This is a genomic window from Empedobacter sp. UBA3239 (genome assembly GCF_002362875.1).
GTDB lineage: Bacteria > Bacteroidota > Bacteroidia > Flavobacteriales > Weeksellaceae > Empedobacter > Empedobacter falsenii_B.
Genome location: NZ_DEVJ01000048.1, coordinates 15,463 through 38,978, shown reverse-complemented (window position 1 = coordinate 38,978; position 23,516 = coordinate 15,463). Strand labels below are relative to the sequence as shown.

At 30.9% G+C, this 23,516-nt stretch carries 22 protein-coding genes, 2 tRNA genes and 2 riboswitches; of the genes, 14 read left to right on the top strand and 10 right to left on the bottom strand.

The window, feature by feature from the left end; genetic code table 11:
• The first annotated feature begins 128 nt into the window (after nucleotides 1–128).
• On the top strand, nucleotides 129–722 hold the full coding sequence (locus B4G36_RS06845) for a hypothetical protein (RefSeq protein ID WP_291062912.1): 594 nt from the start codon (nucleotides 129–131) through the stop codon (nucleotides 720–722).
• Nucleotides 723–724: 2 nt separating this feature from the next.
• On the opposite strand, the gene B4G36_RS06840 is transcribed toward B4G36_RS06845, so the two are convergent.
• Nucleotides 725–1,309, bottom strand: a complete 585-nt coding sequence (locus B4G36_RS06840; protein ID WP_286495278.1) for a hypothetical protein — start codon at nucleotides 1,307–1,309, stop codon at nucleotides 725–727.
• 27 nt (nucleotides 1,310–1,336) lie between these two features.
• Nucleotides 1,337–1,816: a hypothetical protein gene (locus tag B4G36_RS06835; RefSeq protein ID WP_286495277.1), complete on the bottom strand. Its 480-nt coding sequence runs from the start codon at nucleotides 1,814–1,816 to the stop codon at nucleotides 1,337–1,339.
• Between the two features lie 48 nt (nucleotides 1,817–1,864).
• On the opposite strand from B4G36_RS06835, the gene B4G36_RS06830 reads away from it, so the two are divergent.
• Nucleotides 1,865–2,611, top strand: coding sequence for an alpha/beta fold hydrolase (locus B4G36_RS06830; protein ID WP_286495276.1), 747 nt, complete (start codon nucleotides 1,865–1,867; stop codon nucleotides 2,609–2,611).
• On the opposite strand, the gene B4G36_RS06825 is transcribed toward B4G36_RS06830, so the two are convergent.
• Nucleotides 2,608–3,048 carry a nucleoside deaminase gene (locus B4G36_RS06825; RefSeq protein ID WP_291062909.1) on the bottom strand — a complete coding sequence of 147 codons (441 nt, stop codon included), beginning with the start codon at nucleotides 3,046–3,048 and terminating at the stop codon, nucleotides 2,608–2,610. The genes B4G36_RS06830 and B4G36_RS06825 overlap by 4 nt on opposite strands.
• Nucleotides 3,049–3,125: 77 nt before the next feature.
• On the opposite strand from B4G36_RS06825, the gene B4G36_RS06820 reads away from it, so the two are divergent.
• On the top strand, nucleotides 3,126–4,031 hold the full coding sequence (locus tag B4G36_RS06820; RefSeq protein ID WP_291062907.1) for an EamA family transporter: 906 nt from the start codon (nucleotides 3,126–3,128) through the stop codon (nucleotides 4,029–4,031).
• Between the two features lie 36 nt (nucleotides 4,032–4,067).
• Here B4G36_RS06820 and B4G36_RS06815 read toward each other — a convergent pair whose 3' ends face one another.
• Entirely contained in the window at nucleotides 4,068–5,144 is a 1,077-nt protein-coding gene (locus B4G36_RS06815; RefSeq protein WP_291062905.1) for a DUF5074 domain-containing protein, read from the bottom strand.
• Between the two features lie 6 nt (nucleotides 5,145–5,150).
• A complete protein-coding gene (locus B4G36_RS06810) occupies nucleotides 5,151–6,959 on the bottom strand; it encodes a TonB-dependent receptor plug domain-containing protein (RefSeq protein WP_291062903.1) in 1,809 nt (602 codons plus the stop codon).
• 34 nt (nucleotides 6,960–6,993) lie between these two features.
• A riboswitch (cobalamin riboswitch) is annotated at nucleotides 6,994–7,136 on the bottom strand.
• A 175-nt stretch (nucleotides 7,137–7,311) separates the two neighbouring features.
• On the opposite strand from B4G36_RS06810, the gene B4G36_RS06805 reads away from it, so the two are divergent.
• From B4G36_RS06805 to B4G36_RS06780, 6 genes are all read left to right on the top strand, one after another.
• On the top strand, nucleotides 7,312–7,563 hold the full coding sequence (locus tag B4G36_RS06805) for a TM2 domain-containing protein (RefSeq protein ID WP_125349960.1): 252 nt from the start codon (nucleotides 7,312–7,314) through the stop codon (nucleotides 7,561–7,563).
• A 158-nt stretch (nucleotides 7,564–7,721) separates the two neighbouring features.
• Nucleotides 7,722–8,699, top strand: coding sequence for a pyruvate dehydrogenase complex E1 component subunit beta (locus B4G36_RS06800; protein ID WP_114998120.1), 978 nt, complete (start codon nucleotides 7,722–7,724; stop codon nucleotides 8,697–8,699).
• Nucleotides 8,700–8,777: 78 nt separating this feature from the next.
• On the top strand, nucleotides 8,778–11,315 hold the full coding sequence (locus tag B4G36_RS06795) for a DUF5686 family protein (RefSeq protein ID WP_291062900.1): 2,538 nt from the start codon (nucleotides 8,778–8,780) through the stop codon (nucleotides 11,313–11,315).
• Between the two features lie 30 nt (nucleotides 11,316–11,345).
• The gene (locus B4G36_RS06790; protein WP_291047917.1) at nucleotides 11,346–11,828 is read left to right on the top strand and encodes an inorganic diphosphatase; all 483 of its coding nucleotides are present in this window, start codon (nucleotides 11,346–11,348) and stop codon (nucleotides 11,826–11,828) included.
• A 135-nt stretch (nucleotides 11,829–11,963) separates the two neighbouring features.
• Nucleotides 11,964–13,403, top strand: coding sequence for a T9SS type A sorting domain-containing protein (locus B4G36_RS06785; protein WP_291062898.1), 1,440 nt, complete (start codon nucleotides 11,964–11,966; stop codon nucleotides 13,401–13,403).
• A gap of 150 nt (nucleotides 13,404–13,553) precedes the next feature.
• Nucleotides 13,554–14,987 carry a M28 family peptidase gene (locus tag B4G36_RS06780; RefSeq protein WP_291062896.1) on the top strand — a complete coding sequence of 478 codons (1,434 nt, stop codon included), beginning with the start codon at nucleotides 13,554–13,556 and terminating at the stop codon, nucleotides 14,985–14,987.
• Nucleotides 14,988–15,027: 40 nt separating this feature from the next.
• On the opposite strand, the gene B4G36_RS06775 is transcribed toward B4G36_RS06780, so the two are convergent.
• Together B4G36_RS06775 and B4G36_RS06770 are read right to left on the bottom strand one after the other, a co-directional pair.
• On the bottom strand, nucleotides 15,028–16,404 hold the full coding sequence (locus B4G36_RS06775; protein WP_291062894.1) for a tryptophanase: 1,377 nt from the start codon (nucleotides 16,402–16,404) through the stop codon (nucleotides 15,028–15,030).
• Between the two features lie 119 nt (nucleotides 16,405–16,523).
• Nucleotides 16,524–16,937, bottom strand: coding sequence for an acyl-CoA thioesterase (locus B4G36_RS06770; protein ID WP_282630886.1), 414 nt, complete (start codon nucleotides 16,935–16,937; stop codon nucleotides 16,524–16,526).
• Between the two features lie 128 nt (nucleotides 16,938–17,065).
• Nucleotides 17,066–17,152: riboswitch (adenosylcobalamin-variant (AdoCbl-variant) riboswitch) on the bottom strand.
• A gap of 128 nt (nucleotides 17,153–17,280) precedes the next feature.
• Between B4G36_RS06770 and B4G36_RS06765 the strand changes: the two genes are divergently transcribed.
• The 3 genes from B4G36_RS06765 to B4G36_RS06755 all read left to right on the top strand — a co-directional run bounded on the left by B4G36_RS06765 (nucleotide 17,281) and on the right by B4G36_RS06755 (nucleotide 18,753).
• A complete protein-coding gene (locus B4G36_RS06765; protein ID WP_291062892.1) occupies nucleotides 17,281–18,432 on the top strand; it encodes an LOG family protein in 1,152 nt (383 codons plus the stop codon).
• A gap of 169 nt (nucleotides 18,433–18,601) precedes the next feature.
• Nucleotides 18,602–18,674: transfer RNA gene (locus tag B4G36_RS06760), tRNA-Met, on the top strand.
• 6 nt (nucleotides 18,675–18,680) lie between these two features.
• Nucleotides 18,681–18,753 (top strand) — tRNA-Met (locus B4G36_RS06755).
• A gap of 254 nt (nucleotides 18,754–19,007) precedes the next feature.
• On the opposite strand, the gene B4G36_RS06750 is transcribed toward B4G36_RS06755, so the two are convergent.
• Nucleotides 19,008–19,409, bottom strand: coding sequence for a hypothetical protein (locus B4G36_RS06750; RefSeq protein WP_286495268.1), 402 nt, complete (start codon nucleotides 19,407–19,409; stop codon nucleotides 19,008–19,010).
• Nucleotides 19,410–19,418: 9 nt separating this feature from the next.
• On the bottom strand, nucleotides 19,419–20,153 hold the full coding sequence (locus B4G36_RS06745) for a hypothetical protein (RefSeq protein ID WP_286495267.1): 735 nt from the start codon (nucleotides 20,151–20,153) through the stop codon (nucleotides 19,419–19,421).
• Between the two features lie 488 nt (nucleotides 20,154–20,641).
• Here B4G36_RS06745 and B4G36_RS06740 point away from each other — a divergent pair, with 488 nt between their 5' ends.
• Nucleotides 20,642–21,277, top strand: a complete 636-nt coding sequence (locus B4G36_RS06740) for a suppressor of fused domain protein (protein ID WP_286495266.1) — start codon at nucleotides 20,642–20,644, stop codon at nucleotides 21,275–21,277.
• A 233-nt stretch (nucleotides 21,278–21,510) separates the two neighbouring features.
• Nucleotides 21,511–21,867, top strand: a complete 357-nt coding sequence (trxA, locus tag B4G36_RS06735; protein WP_291062890.1) for a thioredoxin — start codon at nucleotides 21,511–21,513, stop codon at nucleotides 21,865–21,867.
• A gap of 68 nt (nucleotides 21,868–21,935) precedes the next feature.
• Here the strand turns inward: trxA and B4G36_RS06730 are convergent, their stop codons facing one another.
• Nucleotides 21,936–23,363, bottom strand: coding sequence for an amino acid permease (locus B4G36_RS06730; protein WP_286487041.1), 1,428 nt, complete (start codon nucleotides 23,361–23,363; stop codon nucleotides 21,936–21,938).
• Nucleotides 23,364–23,516 lie beyond the last annotated feature (153 nt).

Genomic DNA, 23,516 nt, shown 5'->3' with positions numbered 1-23,516 from the left:
TAACCATTTGTTAATCATTCTCAAAAGAAGTTATCAAAAGACTTGTATAAATATACGTTTACGAATTGTTGATTTTTTAGGATGAATTGAGAAAATCATTTACTGAAATTTTTTTCTATTTTTATAAAATGAAGTTTCTAATTCTTTTCTTACTTTCTGTGATGAGTTTTGCTCAAAAGTTGGATACGATTAATCTCAATCAAGTTGAGGTAGTGAATTATTCCAATTACAAACAATTTCGTCCAAAGTTTAAACAAGTGGTTCGATTAACGGATAACACAAGTTTCGGACTTAAAATATTTTCGAATTTATTACTTCCAAACGAGAAAGAAATTGAAATTGTCGCAATTGAAATTTTGTTTGAATCAAAAGTGAAAAAGAAAAATTATTGCAACGAATATTATTATTTCAAACCAATGATTCTAAAATCGATTGAGGATAAACAAAGTTTGATTGAAGAAAAATGGTTTGAAGTGGATAAAGATTATCAAGGAAAATATATTTTTCCGATTCATTTAAAACTTAACCCTTTAGAGGTGAAAAATTATTTCATTGGATTAGAAACTTCCTACGAAAATCCTTTTTGCCCCGAAGGAAATGGTTATTTTGATTTGATAAATACGAAACAACCAGTTGATTTATATTATGAAATTAATGGTGAAATGATTAAACAAGATATTCTGAAAAATCATTCACTTAACTACAAAATCTATTACAAATAGATTTATTTCCACAATAATTTCAATTCCACTTTATATTTCCCAGCGTATGGTTTTGAGTTTGTTGGTTTCTCCGAAATCGAGAATTGATACACGCCACGCGCAGGCAATTCGAAAATGGTTTCTTTGCCAAAAGGACCACCTTTTATAGAATCCGCAGGTCCTTTGATGTGATTAATTCTAATATTCGCTGTAGAATCTTGAGCAGAAATTTTGATCCAAACTTTTTTAGCAGAATCTGCATTAAAGGTAAAAGTATTTGTTTGTCCTGCTATTTTATTAGGTTCTGCTTTAGCTTTAGCATAACTTACTTCAAGATTTTCGGTAGTATTATTAGCACTTAAAGGAACAATTTTATCTATGTTAGACACAATTTTTTGTTGAGGTTTTGCAGTAACTTTTTTCTGATGTGAAGTTGTTTTCACGACTTCTTCTTTCATTACATCTTCTGTTGTTGGTTTATCTTTTTTTACCAAATCTTTGTACGCAGAATCAACTCCAATCTTGCTTGGATAAATGGTTGGCGTAGATTTGTCTTCGCAACTATAAAGCGTAATCAATGTAATAAAAGCGATAAAAGTCCATTTCATAACAGAAAAATTCTGTTGTAAAAGTAACTATTTTAACTGCAATTTCAAGGTATATTTTCCTTCAAATGTATCTCCTTGCATCAAACTTTCGCCAATTCGGATTTGATACAAGCCTTTTTCGGTTAAATCATAATTGATTTCTTGTCCAAAAGGACCATCTTTCTCGTTATTTGGAGAGATAAGTTGATTAATTCTGATGTTTCCGAGTTTATTTTGAGGAATAATTTGAATAAAAACAGAGGAAGAAGAATCATTCCTAAAACTAAAAGTTTGTTGTTCTTTCGCTTCTTTTTCAATCTCAAATTCGCCTTTTCCATGAATTAATTTCAATTCAGAATTATTCATAGTCTTTGGAGAAGCAAAAGCAATTTCTTGAAAAGAAGAATCTTTTTTGACTACTTTTTGAGTCGTTTCTCCTATTGATATTGTTTGATTACTTGTCATACAATAAATGATAATAGCACCAATAGCTATTGATAGTATTATTATGGGACTATATTTTTTCATTATTGTAAATTTGTGCATTAGTTAATTACAAATTCTGAACCAAACTATATGTTGTTTTACGAAAATACAGGAAACGGTAAACCCTTGGTGTTTTTACACGGTTTCTTAGAGAGTCATTTAATTTGGAATAATTTACGAAAAAATCTTGAGAAAGAAGTGCAAATTATTACAATTGATTTACCTGGGCATGGAAATTCTGAAAATTCGCAAGAGGTGAATACGATGGAAGAAATGGCTGAAAAAGTGATTATAGTTTTGGATGAATTAAATCTAGAAAAAGCAACTTTTATTGGGCATTCGATGGGTGGTTATGTGGCTTGTGCGTTAGCTGAACTTTTTCCAGAGCGTGTAGAAAATATTGTTTTAATCAACTCTTCGACTTTGCCAGATGATGAAGCGAAGAAAAATCAACGTTTGAAAGCGTGTGAAACTGCTCGTAAAAATTTCAATGCTTTGGTGAGTTTTAGTATGCCAGCTTTATTTGCGGCGCATCATCGTGATCAATTCAAAGATGAGTTGAAATTTGTAAAAGAAATTGCTTTAGAAACTCCAATCGAAGGCGTTTGTGCAGCTTTGAAAGGAATGCGAGAGCGTCCAGATCGTTCGTCGATTTTGTATGATTTTAAAGGTGGAATTTATATCATTGTTGGAATGAATGATGAAACAGTTAATCCTGAATTATTTTTAACCTTAATTCCAGATTTACCTAATATTCATTTGTATAAATTTGATGGTGGACACATGGCTTTTATAGAAAATTATGACGAAGTTTTATCGATTTTGAAATCAATTTAACGCTTACGTTGAAAAAATTCTTTCATTAATAGACCACATTCATCTTCCATAATTCCCGAAACAATTTCAGTTTTTGGATGTAATTCGCCAATTTTTGCTTTAAAACCGCGTTTTTCATCCGAAGCACCATAAACCACTTTCGAGATTTGGCTCCAATACAATGCCCCGCCGCACATTACACAAGGTTCTAAGGTTACATACAATGTACAATCTTGTAAGTACTTTCCACCTAAATAATTTGCTGCAGACGTAATGGCTTGCATTTCTGCGTGCGCTGTAACATCAGTCAACGTTTCGGTTAAATTATGCGCTTTCGCGATAATTTTGTTGTTGCAAACAATCACAGCTCCAACTGGAATTTCGTCTCGCTCGAAAGCTGTAACCGCTTCGTTAAAGGCGATTCGCATAAAATATTCGTCTGTAAAAAGATTTTCCATTTCTATAAAATTTAAGGCAAAAATAATCATTTCCAAATTGGATATTCGATACATTTGTACAAATTGATGCCTCTTTTATGAATCAATCAAAATATATCATTGCAGCCATTGTAACCTACTTTATGTGGGGATTTTTCAGTTTCGGATTGAAACCAATTGCAGGTTATCCACCTTTGGATATTCTATTTTTTAGATTGTACGTTTCGGTTTTCTTTTTAGTGGTCATTAATGTTGGATTTCGACGCAATAAGATGAAAGCTGATTTTGATTTATTCAAATCATTTGATAAAAAGAAACAGAAAAAATTAGGAAGCTTAATTGTTGGCGGATCGTTGATTTTGATGACAAATTGGTTGATGTTTATTATTGTCATGAATCATATTAGTGTGCAAGCCGCGTCGCTATCGTACTTGGTTTGCCCGATTATTACAACCGTTTTGGCTTTCATTATTCTGAAAGAACATTTAACCAAAATAAAATGGATAGCAGTTGGTATTAGTCTTTTAGCATGTTTGGTTCTTTCTATAGGTCATTTGATTGACTTGATTTATAGTTTGATTGTTGCGTGTACATTTGCGCTGTATATCATCATTCAGAGAAGTTTGAATGTTTTTGATAGTTTTAATTTGTTGATGACGCAATTATTAATTGTAGCTATTCTGATGTTACCATTGGTTTTTATTTTTTCAGGACCGATTCCGACCGAAACTATTTTTTATCAATGTATTATGATGATTGTAGTTTTGTTCACCATTATTCCTATGTTCTTAAACAATTTTGCCTTAAAAGGAATTGATTCTTCAACCGTTGGAATTTTAATTTATTTGAATCCAATTATGAATTTTGTTTTGGCAATTTTCTATTATAAAGAAGCTGTTTCGCTTATGCAAATGATCGGTTATAGTTTGATTTTACTCGCGATTGTAGTATTTAATTCGCAAACAATTTTCAAATTAAAAAACATAAAAAAATCTGAAGTTTAAACTTCAGATTTTTTTATGTTGATTTTTCAGGAAATATTATTTGATGTAAACTGAGTTTGGTAAAATACCAGTTGTAATTGCTGGATTTTTAAGACCACCTTGTGCATTCTGAATTAATAATCGCCCACTCGATTTATTATCTTTAGAATCTAAAACGTAAAAAGTATCACCTTTTACATTAAATCCATAAACATTATCAGCACCTGTTATATAATCTGCTTTTGTAGGTAATGCAGTTGCATTTGTAGCCATAGAATAAACAGAATTATTAACGATGTAGTACAATTTACTATTCTCCGCAACTAAGAAATTAGGATGTTGTCCATCAGGAAAATTCATTTCTAATTTATCTTCTGAAGTTAAATTATAACGAACCAATTTTCCTTTTGTAGTAGTTCCCCAATTAACACCTTGAGAAAGCACAAATAAATTTCCGTTTTGAATTGTTAAATCTGTCGGAACATCACCAACATTTATACTTTTTTTATCATTTGTTTTAAGGTCAATAATTGTAACTGTTTTACCTGTTCCCCAACCACCTTTTTGTGCAACATAAAGTTTGTTATTGTCAAGAATCATTTTTTCTGGACCTTCATCTACTTTATATTTTTCTACAAATGTTAAATCACTGATTTTGTATTTTGCAATAAAATCATCTGTCGTTACATAAGGATCTCCCCAGTTTGAGATATACAAAAATTGATCATCAGAAACGATATAACGAGGGTTGCTCATATTATCTGATGATGGAATTGTACTAATTTTTTTGAAAGTTGTGTTGTCTACAACTTCTACTTTATTAGAAACATTAAGAACAATATAAGCTTTGTTTCCTTTGAAATACATGCTTTGTCCTACAGAACCCAATTGTGCACCAGCGTTCGCAGTCTTGAAAATTTCTTGAATAGGATTTGTTGTACTTACATCTTTTGTTGGATCAAAATAAGTGATTTCTGCGTTAGCTGAATTGAAACCTCCTTCATTCAAAATAAAAACTCCTTTCGAGTAGTTTCCTTTTTCAGGATCATTATTTGGCCCATCATCGTCATTTGAACAAGATTGTAAAAATACTCCTGCCAAGGCTATAAGTGCGATTGATTTAAATTTAGTCATAGTTTTTTAAAATTTTATTTGTATTTGTATGTTATAATTTGTGCCGGGTTGCCAACGATTTTCTTGCGTTTGATATTCTTGATTAAACACATTATTCACACTCATAGAAACGCTATAAAGTGGTGAAATCGTATAATTTAAACCTAAATTCGTTAGCCAAAAACCATCAAGTGTTCTTTCTTCTTCCGAATCGGTAAAAACTTTACTTGTATAAATATTTTGTACAAAAGCAGATAAACGTTTGTAAGTGTATTGTGCGCTCGCCGTCCATTTATGATTTGGGGAATACATCAATTCCTTATTTTTAAATTTATCTTTTGTTTTGGTGTATGCATAAGTTGTATTGAAACTAAATGCATTCCATTTGTAGCTTCCAATTATTTCAAAACCATAGGTTTCAGCTTTGTTGATGTTCACAGGAACCCAATAAGAAGTGTTTTGCGAACTCGGAATCCATTGAATCATATCACTCAACTTATTATAAAAAATATTGGTTTGAATGTTTAAATTTTTGTTGATAAAATCATTTCCAAGTTCAAATTGATAAGCTGATTCTGATTTCAAATCTGGATTTCCACCAGTTTTCCAAAATAAATCATTGTAGGTTGGATTTCTGAAATTTTTCGAAACATTTCCTCTCAATTGATACGAATGAATCGGACGAAAATTAAAACCCAATGAATAAATAAATGGATTTTGGTACGTATCAGAAAAATCTTGACGAATACTCGCTTCGTATTCCAAAACATCTGATAATTTATGCTTCGCGATTAAGGCAAAATTGATTGAGTTTTGATCGCTTTTATTCAAATTATTTCCACTTCCTTGATTATAATTAGCTTCAGATAAAAATGAAAGCTCGAAATTATTAGTCAATTGATGATTCAGATAATATTTTAAAACATAATTATCCACCTGTAAATCGTCCGAATAAGATTTGTGAATATTGTTGAAATAACTGTTTTCTTCTCGGATATATGCCAATTTTAACTGCGATTGCCACTTTTCATTTGGATTGAAATTCCATTCTGTCATCAAACGGTAATCCTGATTTTCGTATCCAGAAGGCGTTGAACCAATGTCAACCAAAGGAAATTCGCGCTTTCCAAAATTGAACATTGAATAAAGTTTCAATTCGTTTTCAGGATTAATTTTATAGCCAAAATTTCCATTAATTGTATTGAAATAATATTTTCCATTCAAATTCTTCTTCATGTGATTCGGAATTTTATAATCATTATCAGATTGATTTCGTTCGTAATCGATTGAAGAACTAAATTTTTCTGTACTATATTTCAATTGATATTTTCCCGACCATGTATCGTAACTTCCGTATCCTAAATTTATTTTTTGCTGTAAACCTTTGTCATACTCAAATTTATTCAACAAATGAATTGTACCGCCGATAGAACCTGTTCCATACGCAATACTTCCGCCGCCTGGTTTCACTAAAATTCCGTCAAACGAATTACTTGCAAATAAATTAAAATCCGTTTGTCCTGTTGTTTGCGAATTGACATTAATTCCGTTCCAAATTACGGCTGTGTGCGAAGCTAAAGTTCCTCGAAACGAAGGTGAAGAAACCATTCCTCGTCCATTTTCTTTAAAATAAATTGGCGTTTGCTCTTGTAAAACTTGCGTCAGTTGATTAGGATTTTGCTCTAAAATACTATCATTAAGTTTGATAATACTTTGAGATTTGTAATGATTTTTAAGAAAAGCATCGTTCAAAATCAAAGGTTTCAAATTGATGGTATCCGTCTGTGCAAAAGCAATTCCAGCGATAAGATTAAAACAAAGAAAAAGTTTTTTCATATTAAAATCTGTTTTTCCTCCGAAAACATTTTCTATTAATTTGTTAGCAATGGCAGGTTTCCTGACTTATTCTTTTACAAAAAGTATGTTAGAATTTACAGTTGCGGGGACAGTTTTGGAATTGAACCAAATTCCCTTTTAACTCACTCGTTGAGCACCATTTTATGCAAATGTAAAGAAAAGCAATTGATTTTATAAAAAGTAGATTGTTAAATCGTTAACCTTAAATTAAGATCAGATTTATTTTATTTGTACAATATTCAAAATCATTATATCTAGTGATTTTTAAGAAAGATGGACAAATTAAATTTGTAACCAACAAAAACAATTATTTAGTTAAACTTTAAAAATTATGGAAAACAATCAACCGTACAAATCAGAGAAAAAACTTATTGCCGGAATTTTAGCGATAGTATTAGGAACTTTAGGAGTTCACAAATTTTATTTAGGCTACACTAAAGAAGGTGTTATTCAATTAATTATTGGTCTTGTGACATGTGGAGCAGGAGGACTTATTGGATTAATCGAAGGAATTATGTATTTAACAAAATCTGATGAAGAGTTTGATGAAACTTATGTAAAAGGTCACAAAGGCTGGTTCTAAAAACAGAGATTACATTCTTTTTCAACTATTTTTCGATCCCAAAATAACTTTAGATTATTTTGGGATTTTTTATTGAATGAATTCGTTTTAAATAATTCGCAAGTTTTTTATTACATTTGCTTTAGGAAAAAATATAATAAAGAACGAAATCGCATAAAATGGCTATAAAAACATTTAGAGAAGTAATCGCAGAGGCAATGAGTGAAGAAATGCGTCGCGATGAATCTATATTTTTAATTGGAGAAGAAGTAGCAGAATACAACGGAGCGTACAAAGCTTCGAAAGGAATGTTAGACGAATTTGGAGCAGAACGTGTAATTGATGCGCCAATCGCAGAGGCTGGTTTTTCTGGAATCGCAATTGGATCTACAATGACGGGATGTCGCCCAATCGTAGAATACATGACATTCAACTTCTCATTAGTGTCTATTGACCAAATTATCAATAACGCTGCAAAAATTTATCAAATGTCAGGAGGACAATTCAACTGTCCAATTGTATTTAGAGGACCTACTGCTTCTGCAGGACAATTAGGTGCAACACACTCACAAGCTTTTGAGAATTGGTATGCAAATGTACCAGGTCTTAAAGTAATTGTTCCTTCAAATCCTTATGATGCAAAAGGTTTATTAAAATCTGCAATTCGTGATAACGATCCAGTAATTTTCATGGAATCTGAACAGATGTATGGAGATAAAATGGAAATGCCAGATGAAGAATACACAATCGAAATTGGTAAAGCAGAAATCAAACGTGAAGGTACAGATGTAACGTTAGTTTCTTTCGGGAAAATCATTAAGCAAGCTTACATTGCTGCTGATGAATTAGCTAAAGAAGGAATTTCTGTAGAAGTAATTGACTTACGTACAGTTCGTCCATTAGATTACGATACAATTTTCAAATCTGTTAAGAAAACAAATCGTTTAGTAGTTTTAGAAGAAGCTTGGCCTTTCGCTTCAGTTGCTTCAGAAATTACGTATATGGTTCAACAAAAAGCATTCGATTATTTAGATGCACCAATCAAACGTATCACAACAAAAGATACATCAGCGCCTTATGCTCCAAACTTGTATGAGACTTGGATTCCTAATGCAAAAGATGTAGTTGAAGCTGTAAAAGCTGTGATGTATAAATAATTAAGATTTATAAACTATATTTGTAAAGTCTAGCATACATTTTGCTAGACTTTATTTTTTTTTAACCAAATCTTATTGATGAAAAGTTATATAACAGCTTTTTTTATAGTTGTTTTAGCGTCTGTGCACGCGCAAGTAAAAATTCAAGGAAAGGTAATCGATTCTGAAACTCAGAAGCCTATTCCTTACGCAGATATTCGTTTACCAGAACTTAAAGTAAGTGCAACATCAAACTCTGATGGCACTTTTTATATCGAATCTAGTTCGAATACAAATAAAATTGTCGTATCAAAAAATGGATATGAAACGTCTGATTATGTAATTGAAAATAAAATTGATTATAATTTTATTGCTCAATTATTTTTAGCAGAAGACAATACTTCAGAAGAAGATGACGGAACGGTAGATTTACAAACTGCGGTTGTTTCAGCAAAGAAAAAACGTCTTAAAAAGAAAGAAAATCCAGCTTATGCTATTTTGCGTGAAGTATGGAAACGTAAAAAGAAAAATGGGCTAAAATTAGCACCACATTACCAATATGATGAATACGAAAAGTTGCAATTTGATATTAGTAATATCGATTCTACTTTTATGAAACGTAAGATTTTTAAAGGAATGGAGTTTGTTTTCGAGAAAGTAGATACTTCTTCTATTAATGGAAAAACATATTTACCAGCTTTCTTGAATGAGTCAATTTACAATGTTGCAGGAATTAATAAACCTTCTACAAAAGAACGTCGAGAATTAATTGCAAATAAAACATCAGGTTTCGAGAAAAATGAAGTGGTGGCTTCTACGGTAAAAAATCTTTTCCGTGATATTGATATTTATGATAATCGTGTCAATATTTTAGATATTAAATTTGTGAGTCCAATTGCTACAGATGGTTTCGCGGTTTATGATTACGAATTGAAAGATACTATTGATGTAGATGGAATAGAATCTTATCGAATCAAATATTATCCACGTCGCGAAGGTGAATTGACATTTAAAGGAGAATTATATATTTCGAAAGATGCTTATGCGGTGAAAGAGGTTGTGATGGAAACGACGAAAGAAATGAACGTGAATTTTGTGCGTAATATTTTCATGAATCTAGAATATGATATTCCAAACGATTCTATTTTCTATCCGAAAAAAGAATATGCGATGTTGGATATGTCGTTGTTGAGTAAAAAGGAAAGTGCGAAAGGAATTTTTGCGCATAAAACGGTGAATTATTACAATTACGATTTCGATACAACACATCCCGAAGCTTTTTATTACGAGAAATTAGATCCAGCAAAAGCTGCGCTTAACGAAAAAGATAATCAGTTTTGGACAGAAAATCGTCCTGAAGCTTTAACGAAAGATCAAGAAGGTATTTACGAAACATTAGAGCAATTAAATAAAGTACCAAAATTCAATAATATTGTGAAAGCAATCGAGATTTTTGGTTCTGGATATTACAATGTCGGAAATGCAATTGATATCGGGAATTTATATTCATCTTTTGGATACAACCAAATCGAAGGATTCCGTTTGAGAGCTGGAGCTCGTACATATTTTTCGCAAAATGATATGTGGCGTGCGCAAGGTTTCTTGGCATATGGTTTTCGAGATGATAAATTCAAATATGGAGCAGATTTTCGTTACATGTTCAATAAATATAATCGTTTTCAAGTCGGTATCGGAACAAAACGTGATGTAGAACAATTGGCTGCAACGTTAACGGCTTCTGATGGAATTATGACCCGTAGTTTTGCTTCGTCATCAATCATCAATCAAGGAGATAATACATTTTTGAGTAATAATAATTTGACAAATGTGTATACATCGATTGAACCTTGGAAAAATGTAACGTTTCGTGTTGATGGAAATTATCAATTAATCAAACCAGCAGATACAGAACATTTCTCGATTGGTTATGAAAAAAATGGTCAGATTAAAGAAACTTTAACAAACTCAAGTGTAAGTGTTTCGGTAATTGCTCGTCCAGGTGCAAAATATTCGCAATACGGGATTGATCGTTACGAAATGACAACACTTGCACCCACGTTAATGTTGCGCTATACAAAAGGATTGAAAGGCGTTATTAATTCAGATTTTGAATACGATAAATTACAATTTTTATATACACAACCAATTTTGATTGGATCTTTTGGTAAATCATTAATGACAGTTGAAGCTGGAAAAACATTTCAAGGTGTTCCTTTATCATTAATGAGTGCGTTACCTGGAAATGAGAGTTACGGACAAGTTTATGGTACATTTTCACAATTAGATTATTATGAATTTGTAACAGACGAATATGTAACGATGAACTGGGAACATCATTTTAACGGTTGGATTTTGAACAAAGTTCCGTTAATCAAAAAATTAAAATTAAGAGAAGTAGGATTCTTGAGAGCGGCTTACGGAGACATTTCGGAGAAAAGTAAAGCTATTAATCGTTCGACAATAGAATATTTTGCACCAAATCAACAAATCTACTACGAATACGGGTTTGGGATCGAAAACATTGGTTTTGGAAACATTAGACCAATACGTGTTGATTTTAATTGGCGCGGAAATTATAATAATTTGCCAGATGTTCGTAAATTTGGCATCACAATCGGTTTAGATTGGAATTTTTAGAAAATACATAATAAAAAAAAGAATATTACAATGACTTTTGATGCAATCATTGAAATCCCAAGAGGATCTCGCAATAAATATGAAATGGATCACGAAACAGGAAGAATCCGTTTTGATCGTGTTTTATACTCTCCAATGTTCTACCCAGCTGATTACGGTTTCGTAGAAAATACATTAGGATTAGACGGAGATCCAATTGACGTATTAGTTTTCTTAACAGAACCTACTGTTCCTGGATGTGTAATCGAAGTAAAAACAATCGGTGTTCTTAAAATGTCTGATGACAAAGGACAAGATGAAAAATTAATTTGTGTACCAGTTGCTGATCCAACATGGAACCAATTAGAAAACATCACTGATATGAATCCTCATACATTGAAAGAAGTTGAGCACTTTTTCAGAGTTTATAAAGACTTAGAAAATAAAACAACAACAATTGAAGGGTACGGTGATAAAGCAGAAGCAGAAAAATTATTGCAAGATGCAAGAGAGCGTTTCGTACCAGCTCATTAAGAAATAATTTATAATTTCATATAAATAGTCCTCATTTTTTGAGGACTATTTTTTTTGAAATCGTTTTAACACTATTCTCTTTGTATATTAATTTTTAGTTATTAATTTCAATATTAATTAATACTTAGTGAATTTATGAAGAAAAAACTTACGCTTTCCTTAGCATTACTAGGGCAGATAATTTTTGCCCAATATGCAACACCAAACGATGGAAAAACATATCGAATAGCAGATCTTGATGCTTTAACAGATCAAATAACATTCGATCAAGAATCAAATAGTTATTTATTGACAAATGATTTAACAATTTCAGCAAAAGATACTTTCTTATCTGATACTGATTATAAATTGATTATTACAGATGGAAAATTAATTACGGTAGCAGGAAAAATTGAAATTAATGCTCCTAAAGAAGTTTTGTTTACTTCCGATAATCCAGGAACAACATATTTTAAAGGAATTAGATTAGAAGAAGGTGCTATTTCCAATTTTAATAATTTTAAAATGTTTTATGGAGGAGGAATTCGTTCTTTAAATGAATCTTTTACAATGAATAATTCAGAAGTTTCTTATCAAAATGCAGGTGCTGCAACTGGTGGCGCGATTAATTTTTCAAGAGGAAATCCAGTTATTAAGAATTGTGTTTTTAAACACAATATTACACCTGTAGTAGGTTCTGGAGCGAATCAGTCAGTGGCTTTAATTTTCGAAAATAATTATTTAGAAGATAATAATAAAGAAAACTCTAATCGTCCGCAAATTAATATGGGCCCAAGTGGAGAAAATCAAACAACAATTATTAAAAATAATACAATTATAGGAAATAGAGCAAATACACGCGTTGGTGGAATTTCTGTTTCTAGTTTATTGAGTGTGGTTAGTTTTGCTCAAATAGAACATAATACGATAAAAGACAATCGTTATGGAATTACAATTACAGGCGTTACTGCTGGAGGAAATATTATTGGAAACATTATCGAAAATAATAATACTGAAAATCTACCAAATTTAGGAGGTAGTGGAATTTCTATTTCTCAAACAGCAACAACACCGCAAACATCTGTAACAATAAAAGGAAATACAATAAAAGGAAACCTTTGGGGAATTACAATTATCGGTAACGGAACCAATATAGATATGACCAATGGATACAATGTTTTCGAAAACAACGGAAACACAGGTGCAGATTATGCATTGTATAATAATTCGGCCAATAATATAAAGGCGCAAGGTAATTGCTGGGATCCTATTCTAACAGATGAAAGAGTAGAAAATGTTATTCTTCATAAACCAGATAATTCTGCATTAGGTTTAGTGGATTATTCAAATTATGCTTGTCTTTTAAGTACAAATGAAGTGAAATTAGATAAATTAAAGCTTTATCCAAATCCTAATAATGGAACATTTATAGTTGATACAAAAGAAAAATCTCCTTATCAAATTTTAGATATCAATGGACGAACGTTAAAACAAGGTGATTTAAAAATAGGTCAAAATTCTATTCAAACAAATTTACCAAAAGGTATTTACCTTATAAGAACAAACCAAACAACTTCTAAAGTTGTTGTAAAGTAACAATTTTTAATAGATAGTTTTATGAAGGATATTATTTAAAATAATATCCTTCAATTTTATATTCTATAATCATAAAAAAAATATAATTTTTTCCTCCCATTCTATCAACTATTTCCAAAAACATTTTTAAGTTTATAGAAATACTCACACATGAAATCGAAATTTTTATTAACACTAGGTTTAATCTCTACAACCATGAGTTTATCTGCTCAAACTAATCAACAAGTTTTAGACTTGATTAACAAAGAAGTACAACAAAATTCTGAAGCTTATCAACAATTAAAAAAAGCAACCGAAACAATCGGACATCGTGCAACAGGAACAGAAAATGGACGAATAGCAGAAGAATATGCAGCAAATTTGTTGCGTTCGTATGGTTATGATGTGTCTTTTCAAGAGTTTACATTTAGCGGATGGAATCGTAGAAGTTTAGATTTAAAAATCAATAATCAACCTATAAAAGCCGTTGCTTTGGCGCATTCGCCAGAAAATGTTAGTCTTTCGGGAGAATTGATTGATTTAGGAAATGGACTTGAAGAAGATTACAAAAAGATTGGTGATAAAGTAAAAGGAAAGATTGTTTTTGCTGCGCTTGGTTTGTTGGATGGAACGCCAAAAGAAATAGAAAATCTACATCGTTCCGAAAAAACAGCTTTAGCAGAAAAGTACGGAGCGAAAGGAATTATCTTGTTTAATCGCCCTGCTGGAGGAATTCTATTGACAGGAACGGCTTCTGTAACGGGAGAAATTATTAAAATTCCTGCAATTAATATTAGTTTAGAAGATGGATTGAAAATTAAAGAAAATCTATCAAAAGGAAAAGAAATTGCTAAAATCGAAATGAAAAATGATGTTGGACAAATGAAAGGTCGCAACATTATTGCAAAGAAAATCGGTTCTAAATTTCCAAACGAAAAAATAGTTCTTGGAGGACATTTAGATAGTTGGGATTTGGCTACAGGAGCAATTGATAACGGCGTTGGAAGTTTTTCTGTGATGGATATTGCGAGAACGTACAAGAAGTTAAATCTTCAAAATGATCGAACAATAGAATTTGTTTTATTTATGGGCGAAGAAGTTGGTTTGATAGGTTCTAAATATTACGTCAATCAAGCATTGAAAGATGGTTCTATCAATCAAATCAAAGCAATGTCGAATATGGATATGACAACAAATCCAAAGTCGTATTATTCGACAATGGAAAGTAATTTGCCTATTTTAACGGATTATGCGAATGATGTTCAAAAAGTGATTCCAGATTTTAAATTGAAAACATTTGCGAGTGTAGATTTACATTCAGATCATCAACCGTTTATGTTGCAAGGCGTGCCTATTATTGGGCTTTCGGATAGTCAATTTACAAAAGGAGCGTTAAATTGTTACCACGCGAATTGCGATACATTTGATTATGTAGAAGAAATTGGTCTGAAAAATAATGTGATTTTGGAAACCTATTTGTTATATCGTTTGAGTAATTTGAAAGAAATTCCTTCAAAACGTTGGAACGAGCAAGAAGTAAAAGAAGCCTTAATCAAAGGAAATTTAGAAACTCCACTTCGTATTTCGGGCGATTGGAGATGGTAATATCAAAAAAATCCTTCAGATAATCTGAAGGTTTTTTTATTTATTTCTTTTTCAATTTTACAGTGAAATGTCTTAAAATTTCAGATTCCCACGAAATTTCATAACCTGAATTAATCTCGTTTCGTCGATCAAAAATATTTTTTAAAGCTACTGCAATATAATCCATATGACTTTGGAAATAAGTTCTTCTAGGAATTGCTAAACGCAATAATTCTAATTTTGGATAACGATTTTCTCGTGTTTCAGGATCACGATCAGCCAAAATAGTTCCGATTTCTACACCACGAATTCCAGCTTCTTTGTACAATTCGATTCCCAATGTTTGCGCAGGAAATTCTTCACGTGTTACATTTGGTAAAAACTTTACAGCATCAACAAAGATGGCGTGTCCACCAATTGGTTGCTGAATTGGAATTCCAAACTCAATTAATTTATTCCCTAAATATTCAATTTGTTTGATGCGCGATTGTAAATAAGAATATTCTGTCGATTCTTGTAAACCTTGTGCTAAAGCTGCTAAATCACGTCCAGCTAAACCGCCATAACTTAAATATCCTTCGTAAATAATTCCGAAATTTCCACAAATTTTATATAGCTCTTCATTATTCAGTGCAATAAATCCACCAATATTTACCAAACCATCTTTTTTCGCAGACATTGTCATTCCATCACCGTAAGAAAACATTTCTAAAACAATTTCTTTAATCGTTTTTGTCTTGAATTCTTCTTCTCTTTTTTTGATGAAATAAGCGTTTTCTGCAAAACGAGCGCCATCAAAAAAGACTGGAATTCCATATTGATTAGACAATTCACGAACTTGACGAATATTTTCGATTGATACAGGTTGGCCACCAGAAGAATTACATGTAACAGTGATTAATGTAAATGGAATTTGTTCTTTTCCGTATTCTTTGTAGACATTTTCTAACTTTTGTAAATCGATATTTCCTTTGAAAGGATGAATCAATTCGCTGTCAAAAGCCTCATCAATAGTACAATCAATTGCGTGTGCTTTTCTAAATTCGATGTGACCTTTTGTCGTATCAAAATGCGAATTTCCAGGAACAACATGACCTTCTTTTACAAGAGTTGAAAACAATACATTTTCCGCTGCACGACCTTGATGCGTAGGCAAAAGAAACTCAAATCCCGTGATGGTATTAATGGTTTCTTTCAGTTTTAAGAAAGATTGAGAACCAGCATAACTTTCGTCTCCAGTCATCATTGCAGACCACTGTTTGTCGGACATTGCTCCAGTTCCAGAATCAGTTAATAAATCAATAAATACTTTGTGGCTTTCTAGGTTAAATAGGTTGTAATCTTTTTCTTCGATCCACTTTTCACGTTCTTCTCGAGTAGATTGATAAATTTCTTCGACCATTTTTATGCGAAATGGTTCGGCAAAAGGTAATTCCATTTTTTGTGTTTAATGTAAAACTAAGAAACCTTTAGAATATTATCAATTATTAATTGGAATTCATAAAAAAATCCTCTATCAAAAAGATAAAGGATTAATAAAATTTCTATAGCTCGTTATTAATCAATAACAGGAACAGGTCTTTTATTCTCGTTGATTGCAACTAATGTAAAAGTTCCCGATATAGCTTTATCTCGCCCGTCTCTATACATACTTTCAATATAAACATCAATTTGTACATCCAAACTTGTGCGTCCTACGCGTACAACTTTTCCTACAAATTCAACAATTGTTCCAGCAGGGATAGAATGTTTAAAGTCTATTTTATCGCTACTAACTGTAACAATAGGTTTACGACAAAAACGAGTTGCTGTCATAAAAGCAATTTCATCCATTAAATACATTACTGATCCTCCAAACATTGTGTTGTGGTGATTTGTATCTCCAGGAAAAACAGCTTTGAAAATGCGAGTTTCAGAATTGATGATACGTTGTTCAATCAACTCTTCTCTTGGTGTTTTTTCCACTTCCATTATCATATATTTACACGTTACTTTTCTTAATTAATTTTTGAGTTGATAATGTTTTTTTGTGGTGGTTTGATGATTTCATAGAACATAATTTTACTTTTTTCGCGAAAGTTTTTGGTTAATTATTAACTCAATTTAGTGGCATTCTGACTTGTCAAAAATATTGATTTACAGTTGCGCGACAGTTCGTGATTTGCACACGATTCCCCATTAAGTTGAGCACGAATTTGATGCAAATATAAATTAGAAAAATGAAAATTAGCAGATTTATTGTCCCGAATTCGTAGGTATGGAATAATTCGTGTAAATTCATTTTTTCGAATTTTTAATGAAGTAAGAAATAAGAATGAAAATAAAACCAATCAAAGATTTAGTTCATAATCTATCAGAATGGAATGAATTAGTTTCTCAAACCAAAGATTTAACCGATAAAGTAGTTCAAGATGTTAATTTTTTGCGTCAAGAAATCAATTGGGAAGAGTATAATTTATGTAATACATCGTTTTTGGGTTGTAAGTTTAAACAATATGAAGCAATCTATTTAATCGAAAAAGGAGCATTCGTTTATCCAAAATTTGAATCAGTTCCCTATAATCCATATCGTGGAAAATTGTATACTTGGCAAGAGTTGATGGAAGGTTATAATCCGGACAATGATGAAAGTATAGATCTTAAAATCTATAAACATTTCAAAAAACATAAATATAATCCGTCTGTTTCAGAAGCTTTGGCGCAACGTTTACACGATTTGTCAATTGATGATGGTTTGCGTCGAATTTTAGAATATGATGAAAACGGAATGACGAAGAAAAAAGTGATTGGTTTTATGGGTGGACATTCTACTGCGCGCAATTCTGAGTTTTATAATGAAACGGCGAAAGCAGCGAAATTGGCAACTGAAAAAGGTTATTTTGTTGTTTCTGGTGGAGGACCTGGAATTATGGAAGCAGCAAACTTAGGTGCTTATATGGCAAACTATGCAAATGAAGATTTGATGAATGCGATTAATATTTTAGCAGATTTAGATTTTATTGATGATCAAAGAACCGAATACTTGGCAAAAAATTATATGACTAATGCACAGAAGGTTTTAGAGATTTACCCAAATGGTGCAGAAAGTTTGGCTATTCCTACTTGGTTTTATGGTCACGAGCCAAGTAATTTATTTGCCACGAATATTGCGAAATATTTTTCTAATAGTATTCGTGAAGATATGTTGTTAACAATTAGCTTATTTGGTTTAGTTTATGCGCCTGGAAGTGCAGGAACGACACAAGAAATTTTTCAGGAAGCAGCTCAAAATCATTATGGAACTTCCGGGTATTACAGTCCAATGATTTTTTTGAGTAAGAAAAGATATGTAGAAGATACAGCGATTTATTCGGTTTTGCATCAATTAGCAACAGGAAGACCATATAAAGAGTTATTATTTTTAACAGATAGTGCTGATTTAGTAATTGATTTTATCGAAAATCATCCACCAATCAAAGCGAATTAAAATTATTTTAGAAGATTATTAAAAATAAATTTAATTATTTAAAACTACATAAACCTCTTTAATAAAATGGTTTATGTGGTTTTTATTTGTTTTATGTCCGAATAAAATAAAATAATTTCGAAAAATGTTTGGTATTTTAAATAATGAACGTATATTTGCAGTCCAATAACGCGAGATGGAGCAGTAGGTAGCTCGTCGGGCTCATAACCCGAAGGTCACAGGTTCGAGTCCTGTTCTCGCTACTAAATCGCGAGGTGGAGCAGTAGGTAGCTCGTCGGGCTCATAACCCGAAGGTCATCGGTTCGAGTCCGGTCCTCGCTACTACAAAGAGAGTTTCTAACAAGAAGCTCTCTTTTTTTATGTCTTTAACTGAGAATTAAGATTGGATAAACTATTTTTGTATGATGAATGTAGAAGAATATAAAAAACAATATAACGCTAAACAGCGAAAACTGAATAGCGTTTTTATCATTTGTAAATAACAGTTAAAAGCATATGATTTTTAACTCATTTTTACACCTATTTTTATATCGTTTTTTACGATGGATTTTTATATTAAAAATTACACTATCATTTTAATTGATTTTATAACCTTTTTTCTCAAGTAAATCTATTAATTTGGTATAATCATCTCCTTTCTTGATATTTATCGATACATATTTAATTATATAATAAATAACAATAGGATTAAAAACAATTGGCAAATACATTGTAATTGAAGTATGATTAGCATTATAATCATCATTTAAATGAATACCTTCTTTTACAATATTGAGAAAAGTTGAAATACCAAGATAAATAACAATAGTAATAAATAAAACTATCCACATGCTTACATATGGTTTAAGCTTTATTTCTTTATCGTTCTTTCTGATTTTAAATTTTTTACCATTAAATTCATATTTGTACCACTTTCTATTTTCTAATGATTCAATTTCAATAGATACAACCTCATCTAACTTCTCTAAATTATTCATACTTAATATTTATATATAAAATATTTCACGTTTAATTTCCTGTTCTAAATTTTCGTTAATTGATTGTCTTTTTAATATCCAATCATTATTCTCGTTATATTCGTATATAGATTTTGATTCATTTTCAATATCTAAATTGTTTAAAAAATTATAAAAATCATCATCATTTACAAACTGACCTTCTTTTAAAAAATATACATCAATTTTTTTTCTATGTTCATCAAATATTTTGTAATTCTGAATAAATTTCTTTTTATACAACTCTTTATTTTTAAAATAAAACTTTTCAACATCATCAGAGTCACTTTTCTTTACACTCAAACAATTAAAAAACCATCTATAAGAATATTTACAGACTTCTGTTTTACCATTTTTTAATAATCTTTTCTCATAAATAAGATTACCATTACTATTATATTCAAAAATAACTTTTTCAAAAGGCTTTTCATTAATACATTCATAAAAATCAACTTGCCTTAGATTACATGAACCATCAAAATAAAAATCTCTAAAATATTTTCTATTTATAGGAGGTATCCATCCATCAGATTCAGAAATTTCATTACTTCTAATTTTTATTTTTTCTACTTGACCAATGTTATCTTCAATTATATCAATAAAATCATATTTATAATCAGGTTTATATTTAAAATTTAAAACTTCTGGATATTTTAATAGTTTACTATATAAATAGTAAATTAAAAATATAAGTACTAAAAAAACTAAAAGTAATTCAATATTCATATAGTGTAATTTTAGTATTTTTAAAAAGTTCGTTTTATAATATAGAAGATCCGGTACACATCATTTAGATTAATCGTAAAATCTTCACATTTAGGATTTCTCGAATGCAAAGTCAATTTTCCATTATAAGGATTATAACCTACAATATCTTTATGATAGATATTATTTTTTGTCATCAAGAATCCTCATTTATATTATCACCTTCTATAATGAGTTTTTTTCTTTTCTTGAATATTACGAAATAGTACAAAAGTAACCAAAACGTAACTCAGTAAAAATAGGAAAAATTACCTATTCAATAATAGTTTATGATCAAAAAATATTTTTCTAAAATCGTAAAAGATCAAAGAAAAGTATAAAGAAGTTATAAGTACTTGGTAAAACATTTTGTGCTCTTCAAAACGACTACAAAGAGAGTTTCTAACAAGAAGCTCTCTTTTTTTATGTCTTTAACTGAGAATTAAGATTGGATAAACTATTTTTGCATCATGAATGTAGAAGAATACAAAAAACAATATAAATCAGATCAAGCGGTTGGTGCAATTGCGATCGAAAATCGCTTAAAAGAAGTTTATGGGACTTTAGAGCCTCGTTTTTATTCGCCGCAGGTAATGTCTTTTCAAGGAGGTGATGATCCAATTGATGGAGTTGCGGTTTTTGATGTCAATGGGTATTATCATTTGGTGAGTTACGGAATGTCACATTTATACTATTCGGAAGAGAGTGTAGGAGCGGATTTTAGTAAGTGGGGATTTGAGTTTTCTTTCCGTGTGAAACCTGTTAAAGATGATAATGGTGAAGATCCTTTTTGGGTGGTTCAATTAATGAATAATTTGGGACGATTCGTGAACGAAACAAAAGTTTGGTTTGATGAATACCAATTTTTACCATTAGGAGGACCAATTCGTACAGATTCGGAAACGGATATTGTTGGTTTGGCTTTTATCAAGGATGATGATTTAGATGAAATTGATACGCCGCATGGAAAAGTTACATTTATACAAATGATTGGTTTGAATTCGGAACAATTGAAAAGATTGGAAGATAATTCAACCAAAGAAGAAATAATGTCAGTGATAGCTGAAATAAAGTCAGTTAATCCAAAATTTGTGTGTGAATTATAGTAGAATTTCTAAGATAAAACATATTTCGTTAACCTATTTCTTAAATTATGTTAAATGTAAAAAACAGATTGTCAGTATTTTAAACTTGGTATTTGTTTTGATTATATCTAAATGTTAGTAGCACTAACAGTAGAATAAATTTTTCATAGGTTAGGTTAATAATTAGTAAAGCTAATTATGAAGCACTTCTTCGGAAGTGCTTTTTTTAGTATATTTAAGAAGAAAAAATAAAGATGTTTAAAAATTTATTCAACCGAAATAAAAATCAATCAAATAACAAAGAAGAATCAAAAACGATGACTTTCGAAGAAATTATTAATTCAGATAAACCAGTTTTGTTAGATTTTTTTGCAACTTGGTGTGGTCCTTGTCAAATGATGGGCCCAGTTTTGCAACAAGTGAAAGAAGAATTGGGAGATGATGTAAAAATCCTAAAAGTGGATGTTGATAAATATCAAGATTTAGCTGCACGATATCAAGTGCAAGGAGTTCCGACTTTTGCCATTTTCAAAAATGGTGAATTATTATGGAAACAAAGTGGAGCACGACCAAAAGAACAATTGGTGGCAGAAATCAAAAAATATATTTAAAAATAGGTTTGCTTTGCAATCAAAGTCGATTAAAAAATCCGCTCATTGAGCGGATTTTTTGTTTCTTCTTATAAAGAGTTTTTCTTTTTATTTTCTTTTACAATTCGATAAGCGATGTAAAGGAAGATCAACCAAACTGGAATTAATTCTACTGAAATTTTAAGTCCTGTAAACCACATAATTACTAAAATTCCAAATAAGAAAATTAGACAAATGTAATTACTGATAGGATACAAGAAAGATGGAAATAATGTTTTTGTGTTCTCTAAATTCTTTTGTTTTCTGTATTTAAGATGTGTTATCGAAATCATAATCCAGTTAATTACTAACGAAGAAACCACTAAAGACATCAATACATGGAAAGCGTTTTCTGGAATTATTTTATTAATCAAAATACAAATTGCAGCGAAAAAAGATGAAACTAAAATCGCCATAACAGGCACATGATTTTTGTTTAATTTTTTCAAGAATTTAGGCGCATTTCCTTGCTCTGCTAAACCATACAACATTCTACTATTACTGTAAACAGAGCTATTGTAAACTGATAAAGCGGCTGTCAAAACGATAATATTTAGTGCGTTTGCAATTAATTTTGAAAAATCAATTGTGTTACCAAAAATATTTAGTTTCAAATGATTCAAATTCTCAAAAACCATTACAAAAGGACTACTTTTGTCCGTAATCGTTTCCCACGGAGCTAACGAAAATAAGATAATCAATGCTCCTACATAGAAGATTAAAATTCTATAAATTACTTGATTGGTTGCTTTCGGAATTGTTTTTTCTGGATTTTTAGCTTCAGCAGCTGTGATTCCAATCAATTCTAAACCTCCAAAAGAGAACATAATAAGAGCCATTGCAGCAAATAATCCGCTAAAACCACCTTCACTATTACCAGATAACCAACCTTTTGGGAAAAAACCTCCATTGTTCCAAAGGTTTTGTATTGTTGCTTGTTCACCTCCAGTTCCGCTTATTAAAAGGTAAGCTCCAAAAATAATCATTGCAATAATCGCAATTACTTTGATGATAGAAAACCAAAATTCAGCTTCACCAAACATTTTTACAGAGCCTAAATTCAATGCATTAATTACAATAAAAAAGAACAAACTTGACGTCCATAATGGGATTTCTGGCCACCAAAATTGTACATAAATTCCGATTGCAGTCAACTCGGACATACTCACCAAAACATAAAGGATCCAATAATTCCAACCAGAAGCAAATCCAGCAAAAGATCCCCAATATTTATATGCAAAATGACTAAAACTTCCTGAAACAGGTTCGTTAACAACCATTTCTCCTAATTGACGCATAATGAAAAACGCAATAATTCCTGCAATTGCGTATCCCAAGATAACAGATGGACCGGCAAGAACAGCGGCAGGACCAATTCCTAAAAACAAACCAGTTCCAATCGCGCCACCTAAAGCAATCAATTGAATATGTCGGTTTGTAAGACCTCTTTGCAATTCTTTTTCCTCGGTATTTTTTATTTGACTCACGTGTGATGTATTAATTTGTTAAATATATGTAAAAACTATTTTTAAAAAGAACAATTTGAAGAATTGTCTTGTTTGAATTAATATTAAGAAAATGATTTGTAACGCTTTTTTATTCATGTTAAATCATCTAAAACTTGAAAAAAT